Source organism: Streptomyces sp. OZ13, assembly GCF_052068155.1.
In the GTDB taxonomy this organism is placed as follows: Bacteria; Actinomycetota; Actinomycetes; order Streptomycetales; family Streptomycetaceae; genus Streptomyces.
On the sequence record NZ_JBQHCZ010000011.1, the window covers coordinates 28,894 to 46,763 of the forward strand.

General features: G+C 72.0%; 13 protein-coding genes. 7 read left to right on the plus strand and 6 right to left on the minus strand.

Annotated features, from left to right (window positions below):
• Nucleotides 1–37 precede the first annotated feature (37 nt).
• Together ACTMTU_RS23365 and ACTMTU_RS23370 are read right to left on the minus strand one after the other, a co-directional pair.
• Nucleotides 38–874 (minus strand): ABC transporter ATP-binding protein, encoded by an 837-nt coding sequence (locus ACTMTU_RS23365; protein WP_441265444.1) that lies wholly within the window; start codon nucleotides 872–874, stop codon nucleotides 38–40.
• A complete protein-coding gene (locus ACTMTU_RS23370) occupies nucleotides 867–1,808 on the minus strand; it encodes an ABC transporter permease (protein ID WP_441265600.1) in 942 nt (313 codons plus the stop codon). Before ACTMTU_RS23370 ends, ACTMTU_RS23365 begins: the two co-directional genes overlap by 8 nt.
• Before the next feature lie 147 nt (nucleotides 1,809–1,955).
• On the opposite strand from ACTMTU_RS23370, the gene ACTMTU_RS23375 reads away from it, so the two are divergent.
• The 4 genes from ACTMTU_RS23375 (at nucleotide 1,956) to ACTMTU_RS23390 (ending at nucleotide 6,037) form a co-directional block, all read left to right on the plus strand.
• Nucleotides 1,956–2,573 (plus strand): TetR/AcrR family transcriptional regulator, encoded by a 618-nt coding sequence (locus tag ACTMTU_RS23375; RefSeq protein WP_441265445.1) that lies wholly within the window; start codon nucleotides 1,956–1,958, stop codon nucleotides 2,571–2,573.
• 239 nt (nucleotides 2,574–2,812) lie between these two features.
• Nucleotides 2,813–4,102 (plus strand): glycosyltransferase family 39 protein, encoded by a 1,290-nt coding sequence (locus ACTMTU_RS23380; RefSeq protein ID WP_441265446.1) that lies wholly within the window; start codon nucleotides 2,813–2,815, stop codon nucleotides 4,100–4,102.
• Entirely contained in the window at nucleotides 4,099–5,628 is a 1,530-nt protein-coding gene (locus tag ACTMTU_RS23385) for a methyltransferase domain-containing protein (protein ID WP_441265447.1), read from the plus strand. Before ACTMTU_RS23380 ends, ACTMTU_RS23385 begins: the two co-directional genes overlap by 4 nt.
• Nucleotides 5,629–5,662: 34 nt before the next feature.
• Complete coding sequence (locus ACTMTU_RS23390; protein WP_441265448.1) at nucleotides 5,663–6,037, plus strand: hypothetical protein; 375 nt, start codon at nucleotides 5,663–5,665, stop codon at nucleotides 6,035–6,037.
• A gap of 121 nt (nucleotides 6,038–6,158) precedes the next feature.
• On the opposite strand, the gene ACTMTU_RS23395 is transcribed toward ACTMTU_RS23390, so the two are convergent.
• The 4 genes from ACTMTU_RS23395 to ACTMTU_RS23410 form a co-directional block, all read right to left on the minus strand.
• Nucleotides 6,159–7,058, minus strand: coding sequence for a carbohydrate ABC transporter permease (locus tag ACTMTU_RS23395; RefSeq protein WP_441265449.1), 900 nt, complete (start codon nucleotides 7,056–7,058; stop codon nucleotides 6,159–6,161).
• Complete coding sequence (locus ACTMTU_RS23400; RefSeq protein WP_441265450.1) at nucleotides 7,055–8,401, minus strand: carbohydrate ABC transporter permease; 1,347 nt, start codon at nucleotides 8,399–8,401, stop codon at nucleotides 7,055–7,057. Before ACTMTU_RS23400 ends, ACTMTU_RS23395 begins: the two co-directional genes overlap by 4 nt.
• 4 nt (nucleotides 8,402–8,405) lie before the next feature.
• On the minus strand, nucleotides 8,406–9,770 hold the full coding sequence (locus ACTMTU_RS23405) for an ABC transporter substrate-binding protein (protein WP_441265451.1): 1,365 nt from the start codon (nucleotides 9,768–9,770) through the stop codon (nucleotides 8,406–8,408).
• Nucleotides 9,771–9,979: 209 nt separating this feature from the next.
• Nucleotides 9,980–13,216 (minus strand): FHA domain-containing protein, encoded by a 3,237-nt coding sequence (locus tag ACTMTU_RS23410; protein WP_441265601.1) that lies wholly within the window; start codon nucleotides 13,214–13,216, stop codon nucleotides 9,980–9,982.
• Between the two features lie 435 nt (nucleotides 13,217–13,651).
• Between ACTMTU_RS23410 and ACTMTU_RS23415 the strand changes: the two genes are divergently transcribed.
• The 3 genes from ACTMTU_RS23415 (at nucleotide 13,652) to prfB (ending at nucleotide 17,843) form a co-directional block, all read left to right on the plus strand.
• A complete protein-coding gene (locus tag ACTMTU_RS23415; protein WP_441265452.1) occupies nucleotides 13,652–15,286 on the plus strand; it encodes a serine/threonine-protein kinase in 1,635 nt (544 codons plus the stop codon).
• Between the two features lie 129 nt (nucleotides 15,287–15,415).
• Nucleotides 15,416–16,687: a protein kinase domain-containing protein gene (locus ACTMTU_RS23420; RefSeq protein ID WP_441265453.1), complete on the plus strand. Its 1,272-nt coding sequence runs from the start codon at nucleotides 15,416–15,418 to the stop codon at nucleotides 16,685–16,687.
• 49 nt (nucleotides 16,688–16,736) lie between these two features.
• Nucleotides 16,737–17,843, plus strand: a complete 1,107-nt coding sequence (prfB, locus tag ACTMTU_RS23425) for a peptide chain release factor 2 (protein WP_053557245.1) — start codon at nucleotides 16,737–16,739, stop codon at nucleotides 17,841–17,843.
• Nucleotides 17,844–17,870 lie beyond the last annotated feature (27 nt).

Consider the following 17,870-nt stretch of genomic DNA (forward strand, 5'->3'; position numbering starts at 1 on the left):
AACCGCCCCCTCGGCTGTCCGGCACCGGCAGTGGAGCCTACCGCGCGGGCTGCTTCGCGGTCCCGGTCCCGGCGCCGCCCTTGTTCCCGGCCGCGGTGAACTCCTCGTACGCCGTGACGACTTCCTTCGCCGGGCCGTCCATCCGCAGGATGCCCGCTTCCAGCCAGAGAGCGCGGTCGCAGCTCTCGGTGATGGTCGCGTTGCTGTGGCTGACCAGGAAGACCGTGCCGGCCTCCCGCCGCAGCTCCTCGATGCGCTGCCGGCTGCGGCGGCGGAAGCGGGCGTCGCCGGTGGACAGCGCCTCGTCGATGAGAAGCACGTCGTGGTTCTTGGCGGCGGCGATGGAGAAGCGCAGCCTGGCTCCCATGCCGGAGGAGTACGTCCGCATCGGCAGCGAGACGAAGTCGCCCTTCTCGTTGATGCCGGAGAAGTCGACGATGTCGTCGTAGCGGTCGCGGATCCGGTCGCGCGGCATACCCATCGCGAGGCCGCCGAGGATGATGTTGCGCTCGCCCGTCAGGTCGGACATCAGCGCGGCGTTGACGCCGAGGAGGGACGGCTGCCCGGCCGTGTAGACCTTGCCCTTCGCGGTCGGCAGGAGGCCGGCGACGGCCTTGAGCAGGGTGGACTTGCCCGAACCGTTGGAGCCGATCAGGCCGATCGCCTCGCCCCGGTACGCGGCGAAGCTGACGCCCTTGACGGCGTGCACCTCGCGTACGCCGGGGTGCGCCCGGCGGGAGACGATCCGGCTGAGGGCGGAAGTGGCGCTGCCCCGGCCGGTGCGGGGGCCGTTGACCTTGTAGGTGATGTGGACGCCGTCGACGACGACGGTAGGGGTGGGTTCTCCGGTCGGACGGGTCGGGTTCTCAGCCACGGCCGTACTGCTCCTCAGCCTTCCAGAAGTACAGGAATCCGCCGGCTCCGCAAAGCACGGCCCACGCCAGGGCCGCGGCCCAGACGTGCGGCGGAAGCCGGTCCGCGGTGAACGAATCGATGAACGCGAAGCGCACCAGGTCGATGTAGAGCGCGGCCGGGTTGTACTGGAGCGCGAGAGCCACCAGGTGCGGCAGGTCCCGGTCGCCGACCACCTTGTCGACGGACCACATCACGCCGGACGCGTACATCCAGGTGCGCAGCAGGAAGGGCACCAGCTGGGCGACGTCGGGGGTGCGGGCGGCGACGCGCGCCATGGCCATGGACAGGCCGGTACTGAAGACCGCCTGGAGCAGCAGCGCGGGGACCGCGAGCAGCCAGGAAGCCGTCGGGAGCTGACCGAAGCCGACGAGGATCACGATCAGCGCGCCGAGCGAGAAGAGCAGTTGCTGTAGCTGTTGCAGGGCGAGTGCGACGGGCAGCGCGGCGCGCGGGAAGTGCAGGGCTCTGACGAGGCCGATGTTTCCGGAGATCGCGCGGGTGCCGGCCGTGACCGTGTTGGCGGTGAAGGTCCAGATGAACACGCCCGTGACCAGGAACGGCACGAAGTCGGGGACATGGTGGGCGGTGCCGAGCAGCACGCCGAAGATCAGGTAGTAGACGGCGGCGTTGAGCAGCGGGGTCATCAGCTGCCAGAGCTGCCCGAGGCGGGCCTGGCTGTACTGGGCGGTGAGTTTGGCGGTCGCGAACGCGGTGATGAAGTGTCGCCGCGACCAGAGCTGCCGGACGTAGGCGGGGAGGGTGGGCCGGGCGCCGCTGACGGTCAGTCCGTGGCGTGCGGCGAGCGCCGCGAGGTCGGTGGGCGGGGCGGGAGCGGCCGGGTCGGCGGGAGGCGTTGCCGCCGGGCCCGCCGGGGGCGCGGTGGGGCTGGCGATGGTCACGCGGGCTCGCTTTCGATGCGCGTGCAGGGGCGGGGCGCGGTCCGCAACCTCGATGAGAACGATGGAACGGGACCGTATCGTCGCTACGGGAACAGTAGGACGGCATCACGTCGGAACGCAACCGTTTCGTCGTCGCCGCGTATGCTCCTGGGCATGACGACCGACCCCAGAAGCCCGCGACGCGCCCCAGCAGGAGCCGCCGTGCTCCGGGAGGACGTGACCGACGCCATCCGGGCCGCCGTCTTCGACGAACTGGCGGCCGTCGGCTTCGCCCGGATGTCGATCGAGGGCATCGCCCGGCGGGCGGGCGTCGGGAAGACGGCCGTCTACCGGCGCTGGAAGTCCAAGCTGTCCCTCGTCCTGGACCTCGTCTCGGCCTTCGCGGCGCAGGGCCTGCCGGCGCCGGCGACGGGATCCCTGTACGGGGACGTACGCGCCCTGCTCGAGGTCGCCGCGCACGCGCTGCGCCACCCCGTGGCTTCGCAGGTCATCCCGGACCTGCTGGTGGAGGCCGCACGCAACCCCGAGATCGCGGACGCGATCAAGGCGGCGCTGCTGGACGGCCAGCGGGGCGTGGCCGCGCTGATCGTCCGGGACGCGGTGGCGCGCGGCGAACTGCCGGACTCGGCGGACCCGGACCGCGCGCTCGATGTGATCGTCGGACCGCTGTACTGGCGGCTGGTGGTGGTGCGGGGCGAACTGCCGGACGGCTACCTCGACGAGGTGGCGCGGGGAGCCGTGGCCGCGCTCCGGGCCTGAGCGGCCGCGGCCCGGGGCCGACGACGATGCGGCGGCGGCGCGCCGGCCGCGGGGTCGACGACGCGGGCGCGGTGGCCGCCGTCACCGGACTGAAGCGCGAGGCGATCGGCCGACCCCGCCGTACGGGTGATTCGCGTGCCGGGATTGCGCCCAAGATCGCAGCGCAGTGAACTCCCCGGCATTTAAGTGTGGTTATCGGTGCGAGATGTTGACGCTCCGGATTGCTACGTTCGGCGGTCATGGACCTGCGAATGCGGACGGCGACGACGACGCTCGATGTGCGAAGAGCAAGGACCCTCGTCATCGGTGTCTCCGCGCTAGCCCTCTTCGCCAAGACTGTTCTCGCAGCCCTGAAGCGGGGACCGGCGGACGTCCGCATCTTCGACGCCTTCGCCAGCGCGATCGCCCAGGTCGGACCGGTCCGCGTCTACGAGCATCCGATGCCGCGCCTGCCCGTCTACAACCATCCGCCGCTCGCGGGATGGATGCTCGCCGCATTCCATGAACTGGAGAAGCTCGGAATTCCGTTCGGCAGTCTGATCCGCGCGCCGGCCTGCCTCGCCGATTTCGTCTCGGCCCTTCTCGTGTTCGAGATCCTGCGCCGCCGCCGCACACTCGCGACGGCCACGGCGTGTGCGATCGGATGTGCCCTCAGCCCCGTCCTCTTCGCCACCTCCGGATATCACGGGAACACCGACTCCGTCGCCATCATGCTCATGCTCCTGGCGGCCTTCCTGCTCGTCGACCGCCGTGCCCCGCTGGCCGCCGGCGTCGCCGCGGCGCTGGCCGTGAGCGTCAAGCTCGTCCCGGTCGTCGCCGTCCCCGCTCTGATCGTGGCGGCGGTGCGGGCCGGGCGTCCGGCCGCCGTGCGGTTCTGCGCGGGCCTCGCGGCCGTGATGCTGCTCCTGTGGGGGCCGGTGCTGGCGGCCGTGCCCGTCCCGCTGCGGGAGAAGGTCCTCGAGTACGAGGGCGGCCGGGCCAGGCTGTGGGGCTTCGTGCGCTTCGCCGAACTGGCGGGCGCGTCCGACTCGTTCGTCGAGGTGCTGCACAGCGACTTCCATCTCCTGTTCGTGCTGCTGTGCATGGCCGCGGGAGCCTGGCTCGCCTGGGTACGCCCCACCGGCGCCGCGTACGCCGTCGCGCTCTCACTCACGCTGCTGCTCCTGCTCAGCACCGGTTCCGCCGTGCAGTACCTCGCCTGGCCCGTCGTCGGCCTCTGCCTCTTCGGACTGTGGGAGGGCCTCGGATACGGGCTCGTCGTCGGCGTCACCACCGTCATCGTCTACGCGGGCGTGAGCGCCGTCCGCTGGAACGACTGGGCCCTGCACCTGGCGGAGGCGGGCTGGCTGCTGCTCGCCGCCGGGATCGTGAGCGGTGTGCGCCGGGCGCTGAGAGAGTCGCCCGCGCCCGTTCCGGGAGAGCACGTGCCCCTCGTCGCCCAGCGCACCGACCGGCCCGCCACCGCCTCCCACCCGTCGACAGACCGCACCGATGACCCGCGCCAACGGAGAGTAGAGAAGCCCCAGTGAAGGAAATCCCCAGCCCGCGGATCGGCATCCTCGTCGTCGCCTACAACGCGGAATCCACGCTGGAGAAGACGCTCGACCGCATCCCCAAGGACTTCCGGTCCCGCGTCGCCGAGATCCTGATCCTCGACGACGCGAGCAGCGACGGGACGTTCACCGCGGGCTGCCGCTGGTCGCAGCTGGACGGCATGCCGCCGACCGTCGTCATGCGGCACACCAAGAACCTCGGTTACGGCGGCAACCAGAAGGCCGGCTACGCTCTCGCCGCCGAACGGGGCCTGGACATCGTGGTGCTTCTGCACGGCGACGGCCAGTACGCCCCCGAGCTGCTGCCCGAGATGGTCGCGCCCATCGAACGCGGCGAGTGCGAGGCGGTGTTCGGCTCCCGGATGATGCGCTCGGGCAGTGCGCTGAAGGGCGGCATGCCGTTCTACAAGTGGCTCGGCAACCGCGTCCTCACCCGCTTCGAGAACGGTCTGCTCGGCTCACGGCTCACCGAGTTCCACTCCGGCTACCGTGCCTACAGCGTCGCGGCGCTGCGCAGACTGCCGATCGACCGGAACACCGACGCCTTCGACTTCGACACCCAGATCATCGTCCAGCTGCTCGACGCCGGGATGCGGATCAAGGAGATCCCCGTCCCCACCTACTACGGCGACGAGATCTGCTACGTCAACGGCCTGCGTTACGCGAAGGACGTCGTCAAGGACGTCCTCGAATACCGGCTCGCCCTCAAGGGCTTCGGCACCTGCCCCTGGATCCCCAAGCCCGTCGACTACGCCTTCAAGGAGGGCGACGGCTCCTCGCACTCCGCCATCCTCAAGATCATGCGAGGGCTGCCGCCGGGCCGGGTCCTCGACGTCGGCTGCTCCGGCGGCCTGTTCGCCGAGCGTCTCGAAGACCTCGGCCACACCGTGACCGGCCTGGACTTCGTCGAGGTGCCCGGGGTGCGGGACCGCTGCTCCGAATTCCTCCTCGCCGACCTGGAGGAGGGCCTGCCGCCGCAGGTCGGCGCCGACTACGACTACGTGGTCGCCGGGGACGTCATCGAGCACCTGTCCCGGCCGGAGCACGTGCTGCGAGAGCTGCGGGAGGTGCTGCGGCCCGGCGGCCGGATGCTGCTGTCCGTGCCCAACTTCAGCCACTGGTACTCACGGCTGAGGGTCGCTTTCGGCGTCTTCGGCTACGACCGGCGGGGCATCCTCGACGAGACCCATCTGCGCTTCTTCACCCGCAGCAGTCTGCGCCGCACCGTGCGGGCCGCCGGCTTCGACCAGCTCCAGCTCACGTCGACCGGCGCTCCGTTCTGGTCCGTGCTCGGCGGCGGCGCCGTCGCCGGCGCCCTCGGCGGTATCTCCCGGCTGCTGACCCGTGTGCGGCCGACACTCTTCGGCTACCAGTACGTCGCCGTGCTCACCCCGCACGCGGCGCAGACGATCGTCGCCGGGGAGCACGTCGATGTCCAGGACATCCTCAACCGCCAGTACGTCCCCGCCGGACTCGCCGACCGGGTGGGCGCCGGCACCTGACGCCGGGCTCCGACCGCCGCCCAGGAGGAAGAACGTGACCCTGCCCAGCGTGTTACTGCTGCTCTTCGCGGTCTTCTCGTCGGCGGCCGGGCAGATCATGCTGAAACACGGCATGCGCTCGGCGGCCGCCCTGGCGGAACACGGCGGGGGTTCGCTGATCACGCGGGCCGCGACCACGCCCTGGGTCGTCGTCGGCATCGTCGTCTTCGGAGTCTCCGCCGTGGCCTGGATGGCGACGCTCGCCGAGGTGCCGCTGAACATCGCCTATCCGTTCAACGCACTGGGCTACCTGCTGATCGTGCTGGCCAGTTCGACCGTGCTGCACGAGCCGACCTCGGTGTGGACCTGGGCCGGTTCCCTGATGGTGGTGGCCGGGCTGGTCACCGTCATGGCCGGGCAGCAACGCTGAGCGCGTCCCGCCCCGTGCCGTGCGCCTGCCGGGACTTGGCCGCGCGGCGGCGGCCCGGTCACGGGTGACCGGGCCGCCGCTCGCGAAGGACGGTGTGCCGTCGCCGGTGTCCGTCGGCCGGTCACTTGACGGCGCCCGCCATCACACCGGAGACGAACTGGCGCTGGAAGGCGAAGAACACCGCCAGCGGAATGATCATCGACAGGAACGCGCCGGGCGCGAGGACGTCGATGTTGTTGCCGAACTGCCGTACCTGACGCTGGAGCGCGACGGTGATCGGGGCACTCTCCGAGTCGGCGAAGATCAGCGCGACCAGCATGTCGTTCCACACCCACAGGAACTGGAAGATCCCGAGTGAGGCGATCGCCGGGGCGCCCAGCGGCATCACGACCCGGGTGAACAGACGGATCTCGCCCGCGCCGTCGAGCCGGGCCGCCTCCAGCAGCTCCCGTGGGATCTCCGCGAAGAAGTTCCGCAGCAGGAAGATGGCGAACGGCAGACCGAAGGCCACATGGAAGATGACCACGCCGATCGTCGTCTCGAAGATGCCGATCACGCCGAAGAGTTCCGACACGGGGACGAGCGCGACCTGCACCGGGACCACCAGCAGGCCCACCACGACCATGAACCACCAGTCGCGGCCGGGGAACTCCATCCAGGCGAAGGCGTATCCGGCAAGCGCCCCGATGACCACGACCAGCACGGTGGCGGGGACCGTGATCACCACCGTGGACAGCAGGGAATCGGTGATGGTCTCGTTCTGCAGCAGCCGTGAATAGTTCTCGGTGGTGATCTCGGCGGGGGCGGTGAACACCTTCCACCAGCCGCTCGCCGCGATGTCGCCGCTGTCGCGCAGCGAGGAGAGCAGCAGGCCGATGGTGGGCATCAGCCAGAACAGGGCGGCGAGGATCAGGAAGACGCGCAGCGCGCCGCCGCCCGCGGCGGCCGCGATCCGGGCGGCGACCGACTGCCTGGCCTTGACGGGGGAGCCGCTCTTCACCGCGGTGTCGCTCGTGCTCATCGCCGGGTCTCCCTTCGCATCCGCCGGACGTTGAAGAACATCACCGGCAGCACCAGCAGAAGCAGCAGCACCGCGATCGCGCTGCCGAGGCCCAGGTCCGCGTCGGTGCCGAAGGAGGAGCGGTAGAGCTGGAGGGCGAGGACGTTGGCGTCGTCCTGGGAGGAGCCCGGCGCGATGATGAACACCAGGTCGAAGATCTTCAGCACGTTGATCATCAAGGTGACCAGGACGACCGCGAGCACGGGCGCCAGCAGGGGCACCGTGATCCGCCGGAACACCTGCCACTCGTTGGCGCCGTCGACGCGTGCCGCCTCCAGGAGCTCGCGCGGCACGCTCGCCAGACCGGCCGCGATCAGCACCATGGCGAAGCCCGCCCACATCCACACGTAGCTGCCGATGATCGCCGGCGTCACCAGGGACGGGCCGAGCCAGTCGACGCCGTTGTACGGCTCGCGGAAGTTGTCGGCGGGCAGCCGCAGCAGCGCGCCGTCGGCGGAGGCCGGGAGGGTGAAGGTGCCGTCGGCGGCGGCACGGGTGTCCGCCACCACCTTGCCGTCCTTGACCGCCTCGATCTTGAGGCCCTTGAGCCCGAGCTCCTGGGTGTCGACGACGTTCGGTCTGCCGCCGCCGCCCCGGGTGAAGTCGAGCCAGGCGGTGCCGTGGATCTCGCCGTCGCCCGGCTCTGCCGCCTTGGCGGGTTCCGCGTCGGACGGCATCTTCGCGGGCGCCACGCCGACCAGCGGAAGCTGCACCGGTGTTCCGGCGGAGACCGGCTCCTTGGTGACGAACGCGCCGCCGCCGGCCGCCTCGAGCGGGTGCACCGGCAGGGGCCGGGCCCGCGGATATCCGGCCGACTCCTCGAACGTGTCGTGCACGCCGACCCAGACCGCGTTGGCCACACCGCGCTCCGGGTCCTGCTCGTAGACGAGCCGGAAGATGATGCCCGCCGCCAGCATCGAGATCGCCATCGGCATGAAGACGATCAGCTTGAACGCGGTGCCCCAGCGGACCCGTTCGGTGAGCACCGCGAATATCAGACCGAGGGCGGTGGAGACCGTCGGTGCGACGACGACCCAGATCGCGTTGTTCTTGACCGCGGTCAGGATGGTGTCGTCGGTGAAGATCTCCACGTAGTTGTCGAGCCCGGCGAAGCCGGCGCCGGACTGGTCGAAGAAGGACCTGTAGAGCGAGTACCCGATCGGGTAGACCACGAGCGCGCCCAGCAGCACGAGCGCGGGCAGCAGAAAGCCGGCCGCGACTAATTTACGTGTTCCTGTCACGCTCTTACGCTGACGCGCGGGGGGCGCCGGACGAGCCGGGCCCCCCGCTGTGACGGCAGGCACGGCCTCAGCTCTTGAACGCCTTGGCCGCTTCGGCCTCCAGCCGCTGCTGGGTGCCGGCGACGTCCTTCGGGTTCTTCAGGAAGTCCTGGAGGATCTTCCACTCGCCCTTGCCGGGCGTCCCGCCGAACGACTGCGGCATCTGGTCCGACATGTCGAAGCGGAAGTCGTCGCCCGCCGCGATCAGCGCCTTCGCGATGTCCCGCTGCACGTCGTTCGGGTACGCGGCCACGTCCAGCGACTTGTTCGGCGAGATGAAGCCGCCGGCCGCCGCCTGGATCGCCGCGGCGTCGGGCGAAGCCAGGAACGTCAGCAGCGCCTGGGCGCCCTTGCTGTCCGTCAGCGCCACCGCAGCGTCCCCGCCGGTCACCACCGGAGGCTCCGCGCCGACGGCCGGGAACGGGAAGACCTTCGCGTCGGTACCGATCTTCGCGTCGGTCTGCGCGATGTTGACGGTCACGAAGTCGCCCTCGAAGACCATCGCGGCCTTGGGGGCGTCCCCGCCGCTGAACGTCTGGGTGACCGACGCCGGGAACTCCGTCTGGAGGGCGCCGTCCGTGCCGCCCGCGATCAGGTTCGGCTTGCCGAACAGCTCACCGAGGGTGGTGAGGGCGTCCTTCACCGACGGGTCGGTCCACTTGATCTCGTGCTTGGCGAGCTGGTCGTACTTCTCCGGGCCCGCCTGGGAGAGGTAGACGTTCTCGAACCAGTCGGTCAGCACCCAGCCGTCCGCTCCCGCGATGGACACCGGCGTGACACCCGAGGCGGAGATCGTCTCCGCCGTGGACATGAAGTCCTTCCAGGTCTTCGGCGGCGTGGCCCCCGCATTCTCGAAAACGGCGTTGTTGTACCAGATCAGGGACTTGTTCGCGGCCTTGTAGTACACGCCGTACTGCGTGCCGTCGACCGCGCCGAGGTCCTGCCAGCCCTTGGAGTAGTTCTTCGCCAGTTGCTCCTTGGCCTCCGCGCCGACGGGCTTGGCCCACTTGCGCGCCACCGCCTGCTGGATCGCGCCGACCTGAGGGAGCATCGCCACGTCGGGCGGGCTGCCGCCGGCGATCTTCGTGCCGAGGAAGTTGACGATCGGGTCCTGCGCGGGGACGAAGGTGACCTGCGCGCCCGTGCGCTTCTCGAACTCGTCCAGGACCTTGGTGAAGTTCTCCTGCTCCGGGCCGCTCCATACGGCGGCGACCTGGATCTTCTCGCCGTTCAGCTTGGGCAGTTGGACCGATGAGGGCGACTGGGTGCCCTTGGTCGGACCGCCGTCCCCCGGCTCTCCGCCGTCGCTGCCGCCGCCGCATCCGGTGAGGGCGAGAGCGCCGATCGCGGCGAACATCACTGCGGCCCTGCCCGTACGAAGAGTTCTGCGCATTACTGCCCCGTCTCTCCTGTGCGCTGCTTCCGACTGACCTGTTGCGCTGTCCCGCTGCGCCGGACCGGTTGTCCGACGTCCCGTTGCCGGTCCGTGCCGACAGGTCTACGCCCGCGCTACGGGTGTCGCAATACCGCCCCCGGCCTCTATCACTCTTTCGTGATGCCCTCGTGACGTGATGTCAGGTCAAATGGCCCCAGCTCCGCCACTCAAGGATGAGCCGGTGTCAGCGGCCCCACCGGCGCCGCGTCCACCGACCGCGCGGCGCGCTCCAGCGCACTGGCGAGCAGCGCCAAGTCCGTCGGCCCGTTGCCCAGTTCCCGGACGGGGCGTCGGGTGGGTGGATCGCCCATCCGCTCCCACTCGAGCGGAACGACAGTGGGTCTCAAGGTGGCCGTACGCGGGATGCGACCGGTCACCCGGCCGCTCTGGAACGGCGTGACGCGGCCGTCCGGATGCCCCAGCCTGCCCCGGCCCGGGGCGGGGTCGTCAGGGCCGGGCGCGACCGGCGGCGCCTCCAGCACGACACGCAGCCGCGCGCCCTCCGCCAGCTCCGTGTCCGCCGTGCGGTCCGGCCGCGACGACGTGGCCACGAGGTGGACGCCCAGGCGTGCACCGTCCCTTGCCACCGCGTCCAGGGCCCGCACGACCGAACCAGCCGCCGGCCGGCCCGGGCTCCCCAGCGCCGGGGCGACCAGCGCGTCGAAGTCGTCGACCAGCACCACCAGACGCGGCAGCGGATCCGGTCCCTGGCTCCGCGTACGCCCGCCGGGACGGAGCCTGAGCGTCCCCGACGAGGGCGAGTCGATGTCGCCCCGCTGGTCGGCGGCTTCGGGTGACGTCCGCTGACCCACCATCCGGCCGGCGACCTCCCACCGGGTGCGCCACTCGGCGAAGTCGGTGACGCCCGCCTCGTCCAGCACGGCCGCCCGGCGCTTCAGTTCCGCGCCGAGCGCCTGCGCGAACGCCCGCATCCGCACCGGGTCGCTGGCCACGAGGTGCTCGGTCACATGAGGCAGTTCGGTGCAGACGGCCAGCCCCTCGCCGCGCTCTCCGCCGGCCCCGTCGACCAGGAGCAGGCCGAGCCGGTCGGGGCGGCCCGCCGCGGCCAGCGACGCGGCGACCGAACGCAGCAGTTCCGTACGACCGCTGCCGGCGGGGCCCTCGATCAGCAGATGCGGGCCCTCCTGCGCCAGGTCGACGGCGAGCGGGCCGCGGGGACCGGCGCCGAGGACGACGGTGCCGTCGCAGGCGGCCGCCCATCGCGCCATCAGCGAGGCGGGGGTGGCCCGTGCCAGCTCCAGCTCGTCCAGCAGCCGGGCGGACTGCGGCAGCACCGCCGTCCGGCCGGGCTGCACGTTCGAGCCCTCCGCGCGCAGCGGGGCGAGCGCCCGCCCGAACCGCTCCGCCCAGGCCGCGGACACCGCGTCGACCACGCCGACCGTGCCATGGCCCGCGGGCTGCCCGGAGGCGACCCGCATCAGACGCAGCGCGGTCGCCACGTCCCCGCTGAGCAGCGCCACGGCCCCGCACTCACGGAAGGGCAGCGACGCGGCGCAGGCCGACTCGTAGGTGGCGGCGACGGGGGAGAGCGGGGAGGCGGCGGGCGTCTCCGCCAGGCAGATCAGATGGATACCGGCGGCCTGGCCGGCACCGGCCAGGCGGGCGGTGGTCTCGCGCAGCACGGCCGAGCCGGGATCCCCGTCGACGATCACGACCGTGCGAGGGCCGTCGTGGCGTGCGGCGGCCTCGGCGACGGCCCGGGAGTCGGCGCTCGCCCAGCCCGTGCCGAGCGGGCCGTCGTCCAGGCGGCGCGTCAGCTCCGCGGCGCGGGCGGCGGCCTGGTCGCGGTCGTAGGCCAGCAGCAGCCGGCAGTCCTGGCCGTGGGCCGGGCGCAGATGCGGCAGCCAGCCGAGCCAGGACCACTCCGCCTTGCGCTCCTCCAGGGACCGGGCCCGGTCCGCGCTGATCAGCACGATCTCGAGGTCACCGGGCGAGTGCAGCGCGGCGAGCTGCGCCACGGCGGACCTGGCGAGGCCCGCGAGCCGCGCGCGCGGACCGGCGAGGCCGAGCGACCCGGCCTCCCTCAGGGCGACGGTCACGGGCACGGACGGCAGCTCTGCACGGTCCGCCGTGCCGAGCCGCAGGACGAGCGACTCGGGGTGCCGCGGGCCGCGCTCCCACAGCCTGGGGCCGGGGCCCAGCGCCGTGAGCAGCACGGCGGCCGGATCGGGCCAGCTCTCGACGGTGGGCGCTGCCGAGCGGGCCGCGGGGCCGGCCGCGCCGCTCTCCTGAGGGGCGGCGGCTTCCCGGCCGCCGGCCAGCCGCCGGGCCCAGGCGCCTATGCCCCGGCGCCGGGGGGCCTCGGCGGGCTCGTCCGTCCCCCGGGCGGGCGCGCGCTCGGGCGACGCCTCGCCGGGCCGGTCCGGGACGCGGTCGTGGGCGTCGTACGCGTATTGCGCCGGTACCCGAGGCGCGGGGTCGTCGGCGAGGGGGGCGTGCATGTGGTGCGTCCGGGAGGAGTCGCCGTACGCCGGGGCGGCGGCCGCGCGGCCCGCACCGCCGGCGTGGCCGTGTGCGGGTGCCACCGTGGGGTCGGGGCGGTACGGCCGGGCGGCCCGGCCGTCGTCGGGCGCCCGGTGGGACCGGTGGGTGCCGACCGGCGGCGTGTCGTCCGGTGACCCGGCCGACGCCCATGACGGCACCGGCCGTGTCCCGTGGAGGGAGGGGCCGGTGGCCCCCGCCTCGTATGCGCCCGCGGAGCCGCCCGGACCCGGCCTGCCGTCGACGGAGGCGGACGACGGACCCGGGACGCGGAGGTGGCCCTCGCCGTCCGGCGCGGTGGGAAGCGCGGGAGCAGGCGCGCCGGGGGAGAGGCGCAGGGTGGACTCGCCCAGTCGGAGCAGCGCACCGGACGGCAGGCGCACGGGCCGGGCGTGCACGGGGGCTCCGTCGACCGTGGTGCCGTTCGTGGAGCCGAGGTCGGTCACGGTGACCCGGCCGTCGTCCGCGAGCGTCACCGCGCAGTGCAGCCGGGAGACGTCGGGGTCGTCCAGCGGTACGTCGGCGTCGGCCGAGCGGCCGATGCTGATCCGGCCGCCGTGCAGCAGATGGACCCCTCCGGCGTCGGGCCCGGCCACGACGTGCAGCTGTGCCGACACCTCGCCCTCGTGCGTCTCGTCCTCGGCCGGCGTCTGGAGGGACAGCACCGCGCCGTCGACCAGCGGCGGTTCGCCGAGGGTACGGCGCTGCGGGTCCAGGCGTTCCTGTCCCGCGTAGAGGACGACGGTGCCGGAGACGTCGGGGCCGGAGACGGCGGCGGCGAGACCGGAGGCCACGGCGGCGAGCGCGGTGCCCGCCGGCGCGGTCACGATCACGTCGCAGGGGCGCGCGGCGGGCGCGGACTGTCCGCCGCGCGGCGCGAGAACAGTCAGCCGGATCTGCATCGCCGTCAGCCATCCCTTCTGCGCGGGGTGCCCGGCAGGGAAGCCGCCCGGATCGCCCCCACCCGGCAGGTCGGCACGCGCCGGAGGCTCCCTCCCCACGGCTCCGTGCTGGAGGCATCCTCGCATCCGCCACCGACAACACGCCCGCCGCCCACCCATAAGTGATCTTGACCGGTCGGCCCGGGTGACAATTCCGGACGGAAAAGCACGTGGTGGTATCCCGTAGAGGTCATCTTGAGGAACTACGGACGGAGGGGATCGTGATGTTCAGTGCGCGCGGACCCGGCAACCATCCGTACGATGCCCGCGTCTGTCCATCGAACAGGGGCGACCGGACGGACACCCCCTAAAGTGGGTCGGACAACCCGGTGGGCCGAAAATCATCCGGCGGACCGGGACCCATGTGAGGATCACGATCAGCAGGGAGCGCATGACGTGCGGCCGGTAGGCAGCAAGTACCTGCTCGAGGAGCCGCTCGGGCGCGGCGCCACGGGCACCGTCTGGCGAGCCCGTCAGAGGGAGACCGCGGGCGCCGAGGCGGCCGTCGCGGGCCAGCCCGGCGAAACCGTCGCGATCAAGGTCCTCAAGGAGGAGCTGGCGAACGACGCGGACGTGGTGATGCGTTTCCTCCGGGAACGCTCCGTCCTGCTCCGCCTCACCCACCCGAACATCGTCCGGACCCGGGACCTCGTCGTCGAGGGCGATCTCCTCGCCCTCGTCATGGACCTGATCGACGGCCCGGACCTGCACCGGTACCTGCGCGACAACGGCCCGCTCAGCCCGGTCGCCGCCTCGCTGATGACCGCCCAGATCGCGGACGCGCTCGCCTCGAGCCACGCCGACGGCGTCGTCCACCGCGACCTGAAGCCGGCGAACGTGCTCCTCAAGACGGACGCCGACGGTCAGATGCACCCGATGCTGACCGACTTCGGCATCGCACGCCTCGCGGACTCCCCGGGCCTGACCAGGACGCACGAGTTCGTCGGCACCCCCGCGTACGTCGCGCCGGAGTCGGCGGAGGGCCGCCCGCAGACCTCGGCCGTCGACATCTACGGCGCGGGCATCCTGCTGTACGAGCTGGTCACCGGACGCCCTCCGTTCGCCGGGGGCACGGCGCTCGAGGTGCTGCACCGCCACCTCAGCGAGGAGCCGCGCCGCCCCTCGACCCTTCCTGAGCCGCTGTGGACGGTCATAGAGCGCTGCCTGCGCAAGGAGCCCTCGGAGCGGCCCAGCGCCGAGAACCTCGCCCGCGGTCTGCGTACCGTCGCGGCCGGCATCGGCGTGCACGCGAACGCCGCCCAGGTCGACGCCGCCCTCGGTGTCGCCGCGCTCCTCGCGCCGGACCCCGCGCCGGCGCCGGTGCCGCAGACCCCTGGTGCCGCCGACCCGACGCAGGTCCTGCCGAACACCGGCGGCGGCAGCAGCGCCTACGACCCCTCGGCGGCGACCAGCGTCATGCCGCAGACCGGGCAGCCCGGCGGCACGGCCGACCCGACCGCCGTGATGCCGCCCGTTCCGCCGGGGCAGCCCGGACCGGAGGAGCCGCACCCCTGGCAGTCCCAGCTGCGCGCGGCCCGGGACCGCAACGAGCAGACGCAGGTCCAGTACCTCGACCCCAGCCAGGACCCCCTGCGCCGGCGCCCGCAGCGCCAGGCCCCGCAGCAGCCCCCGCAGAACCGCCAGCAGCGGCCCCAGCAGCAGTACGCGCCGGCGCCGCAGCAGCGTCCGCAGCATCAGCCGCAGCGTCAGCAGTACGCACCGCCGCCCCAGCAGCAGCAGTACGCACCTCCGCAGCAGCCGCCGGCCCAGCGCCCGCCCCGCCAGCCGCGGCAGCGCGCCAACCCGATGCGCATCCCCGGGCTCGGCTGTCTCAAGGGCTGCCTGTTCACGGTGCTGCTGTTCGTCGTGGCCGGCTGGCTGATCTGGGAGCTCACCCCCCTCCAGGACTGGGTCGCGGAGGGCAAGAGCTACTGGGACGCGATCGGCGACGGCATTTCGACGGTCACGGACTGGATCTCGAAGCTCGGCGAGGCGAAGGACACCGCCGACCAGATCGGTAACCAGCAGTAACTCTGTCGTTTTGTCGACTTCTGCGGGCTTATTTATCCCGCAGAAGTGGAGGTTGGTGTCATCCGGGGCACACAGGTCCCCGATGCCCGCGTACGTTGTGGGGCAACGCCAGCCGCTGAGGGAGCAGTCTTGGCACGGAATATCGGCAGCCGGTACACGGCCCACCAGATCCTGGGGCGGGGCAGCGCCGGCACGGTGTGGCTCGGCGAAGGACCCGAGGGGCCTGTCGCCATCAAGCTTCTTCGCGAGGACCTCGCGTCCGACCAGGAGCTGGTCGGACGCTTCGTCCAGGAGCGCACCGCCCTGCTCGGGCTCGACCATCCCAGGGTCGTCGGCGTCCGCGACCTCGTCGTCGACGGCAACGACCTGGCGCTGGTCATGCAGCTCGTGCGCGGGACCGACCTGCGGACCCGTCTCGACCGTGAGCGCCGTCTCGCGCCGGAGGCCGCCGTCGCGATCATCGCGGACGTCGCCGACGGCCTGGCGGCGGCCCACGCCGCGGGCATCGTGCACCGGGACGTCAAGCCGGAGAACATCCTGCTCGACATGGAGGGTCCGCTCGGGCCCGCCGGCTCGCACCCCGCACTGCTCACCGACTTCGGCGTCGCCAAGCTGATCGACACACCGCGCCGCACCAAGGCCCAGCGGCCCACCGGAAGCGGTGCGCCGAACCCCTCGGGCATCATCGGCACCCCCGACTACATCGCCCCCGAGATCGTCGAGGGTCTGCCGCCCCGTGCTGCGGTCGACATCTACGCCCTCGCCACGGTCCTCTACGAGGTCCTGGCCGGCTTCACCCCGTTCGGCGGCGGGCACCCCGGTGCCGTCCTGCGCCGTCACGTCACAGAGACGGTGGTGCCCCTGCCCGGCATCCCCGACGAGCTGTGGCAGCTCATCGTCCAGTGCCTGGCCAAGGCGCCCGCCTCCCGGCTGCGCGCCTCCGAGGTGGCGGCCCGGCTGCACGACCTGCTGCCGGCGCTGAAGGGCATGCCGCCCCTGGACGTCGACGAACCGGACGCGGAACCGGCCGCCGAGCCCTACGAGGACGCCCTGCCGCCCACTCCCGGGGAACCGCGCCGCCGTGGCGCCGTCCCGCTCGTCCCCGGCGCGGCCCCGGCCGACTCCAACCGTGACACCCACACCTCGATGCGGGTCCCCGCACCGGACGAGCTGGCGGGCGGCGCGCACGGCACGGCGAGGGCCCCGCGCTCGCCCGGCCAGCGCCGGCCGGGGTCCGCCCGCAACAGGTCGACCGCGGTGCGCAGGCGCCGGATCACTCTGGGTGTCGCCGCACTCGCCGTCGTCGCGGCGGTCGGTATCGGCGGCTGGCTGGCCGTGAGCGACGACGACGGCCAGGTGCCGCCCCCGGATTTCCAGCAGTCGGCGCCCTCGGACCCCTAGGGCTCCGGGGCCAGCACGGGTCCGGCCGCTCAGCCGTTACGCTGGACCCGTGGCAGTCGTCGATGTATCCGAAGAGCTGAAGTCCCTTTCCTCGACCATGGGGTCGATCGAGGCCGTTCTGGACCTCGACAGGATGAGGGCAGACATCGCCGTGCTCGAGGAGCAGGCGGCGGCACCGTCCCTGTGGGACGACCCCGAGGCGGCGCAGAAGATCACCAGCAAGCTTTCCCACCTGCAGGCCGAGGTCCGCAAGACGGAGGCACTCCGCGGCCGGATCGACGACCTCGAGATCCTCTTCGAGCTCGCGGAGGCCGAGGACGACCCGGACGCGCGGGCCGAGGCCGAGGCCGAGCTGGAGTCGGTGCGCAAGGCGCTGGACGAGATGGAGGTCCGCACCCTCCTGTCCGGCGAGTACGACGAGCGCGAGGCGCTGGTCAACATCCGCGCCGAGGCCGGCGGTGTCGACGCGGCGGACTTCGCCGAGCAGCTCCAGCGCATGTACCTCCGCTGGGCCGAGCGGCACAACTACGGCACCGAGGTGTACGAGACGTCGTACGCGGAGGAGGCCGGCATCAAGTCGACCACCTTCGTCGTCAAGGCGCCCTACGCGTACGGCACGCTCTCCGTCGAGCAGGGCACGCACCGGCTGGTGCGTATCTCGCCCTTCGACAACCAGGGCCGCCGTCAGACGTCCTTCGCGGGCGTCGAGGTGCTGCCGGTCGTCGAGAAGACCGATCACATCGAGATCGACGAGTCCGAGCTGCGCGTGGACGTCTACCGCGCGTCGGGCCCCGGCGGCCAGGGCGTCAACACCACCGACTCCGCGGTGCGGCTGACGCACATCCCGACCGGCATCGTGGTGTCCTGCCAGAACGAGCGCTCGCAGATCCAGAACAAGGCGAGCGCGATGAACGTCCTCCAGGCGAAGCTGCTCGAGCGCCGCCGCCAGGAGGAGCAGGCCAGGATGGACGCCCTCAAGGGCGACGGCGGCAACTCCTGGGGCAACCAGATGCGTTCGTACGTGCTGCACCCGTACCAGATGGTCAAGGACCTGCGCACCGACTTCGAAGTGGGCAATCCCCAGTCGGTACTTGACGGTGAGATCGACGGATTCCTCGAAGCCGGAATTCGCTGGCGCAAGCAGCAGGACAAGTAGCGAAGAGCTTTGTCGACAAGGGAACTG

Bases quoted from the DNA above. Each gene is read 5' to 3' on its own strand.
- ACTMTU_RS23375 (WP_441265445.1), top strand. From the start codon at position 1,956: ATGCTCCTGGGCATGACGACCGACCCCAGAAGCCCGCGACGCGCCCCA.
- ACTMTU_RS23380 (WP_441265446.1), top strand. From the start codon at position 2,813: ATGGACCTGCGAATGCGGACGGCGACGACGACGCTCGATGTGCGAAGA.
- ACTMTU_RS23395 (WP_441265449.1), bottom strand. From the start codon at position 7,058: ATGAGCACGAGCGACACCGCGGTGAAGAGCGGCTCCCCCGTCAAGGCC.
- ACTMTU_RS23405 (WP_441265451.1), bottom strand. From the start codon at position 9,770: ATGCGCAGAACTCTTCGTACGGGCAGGGCCGCAGTGATGTTCGCCGCG.
- ACTMTU_RS23410 (WP_441265601.1), bottom strand. From the start codon at position 13,216: ATGCAGATCCGGCTGACTGTTCTCGCGCCGCGCGGCGGACAGTCCGCG.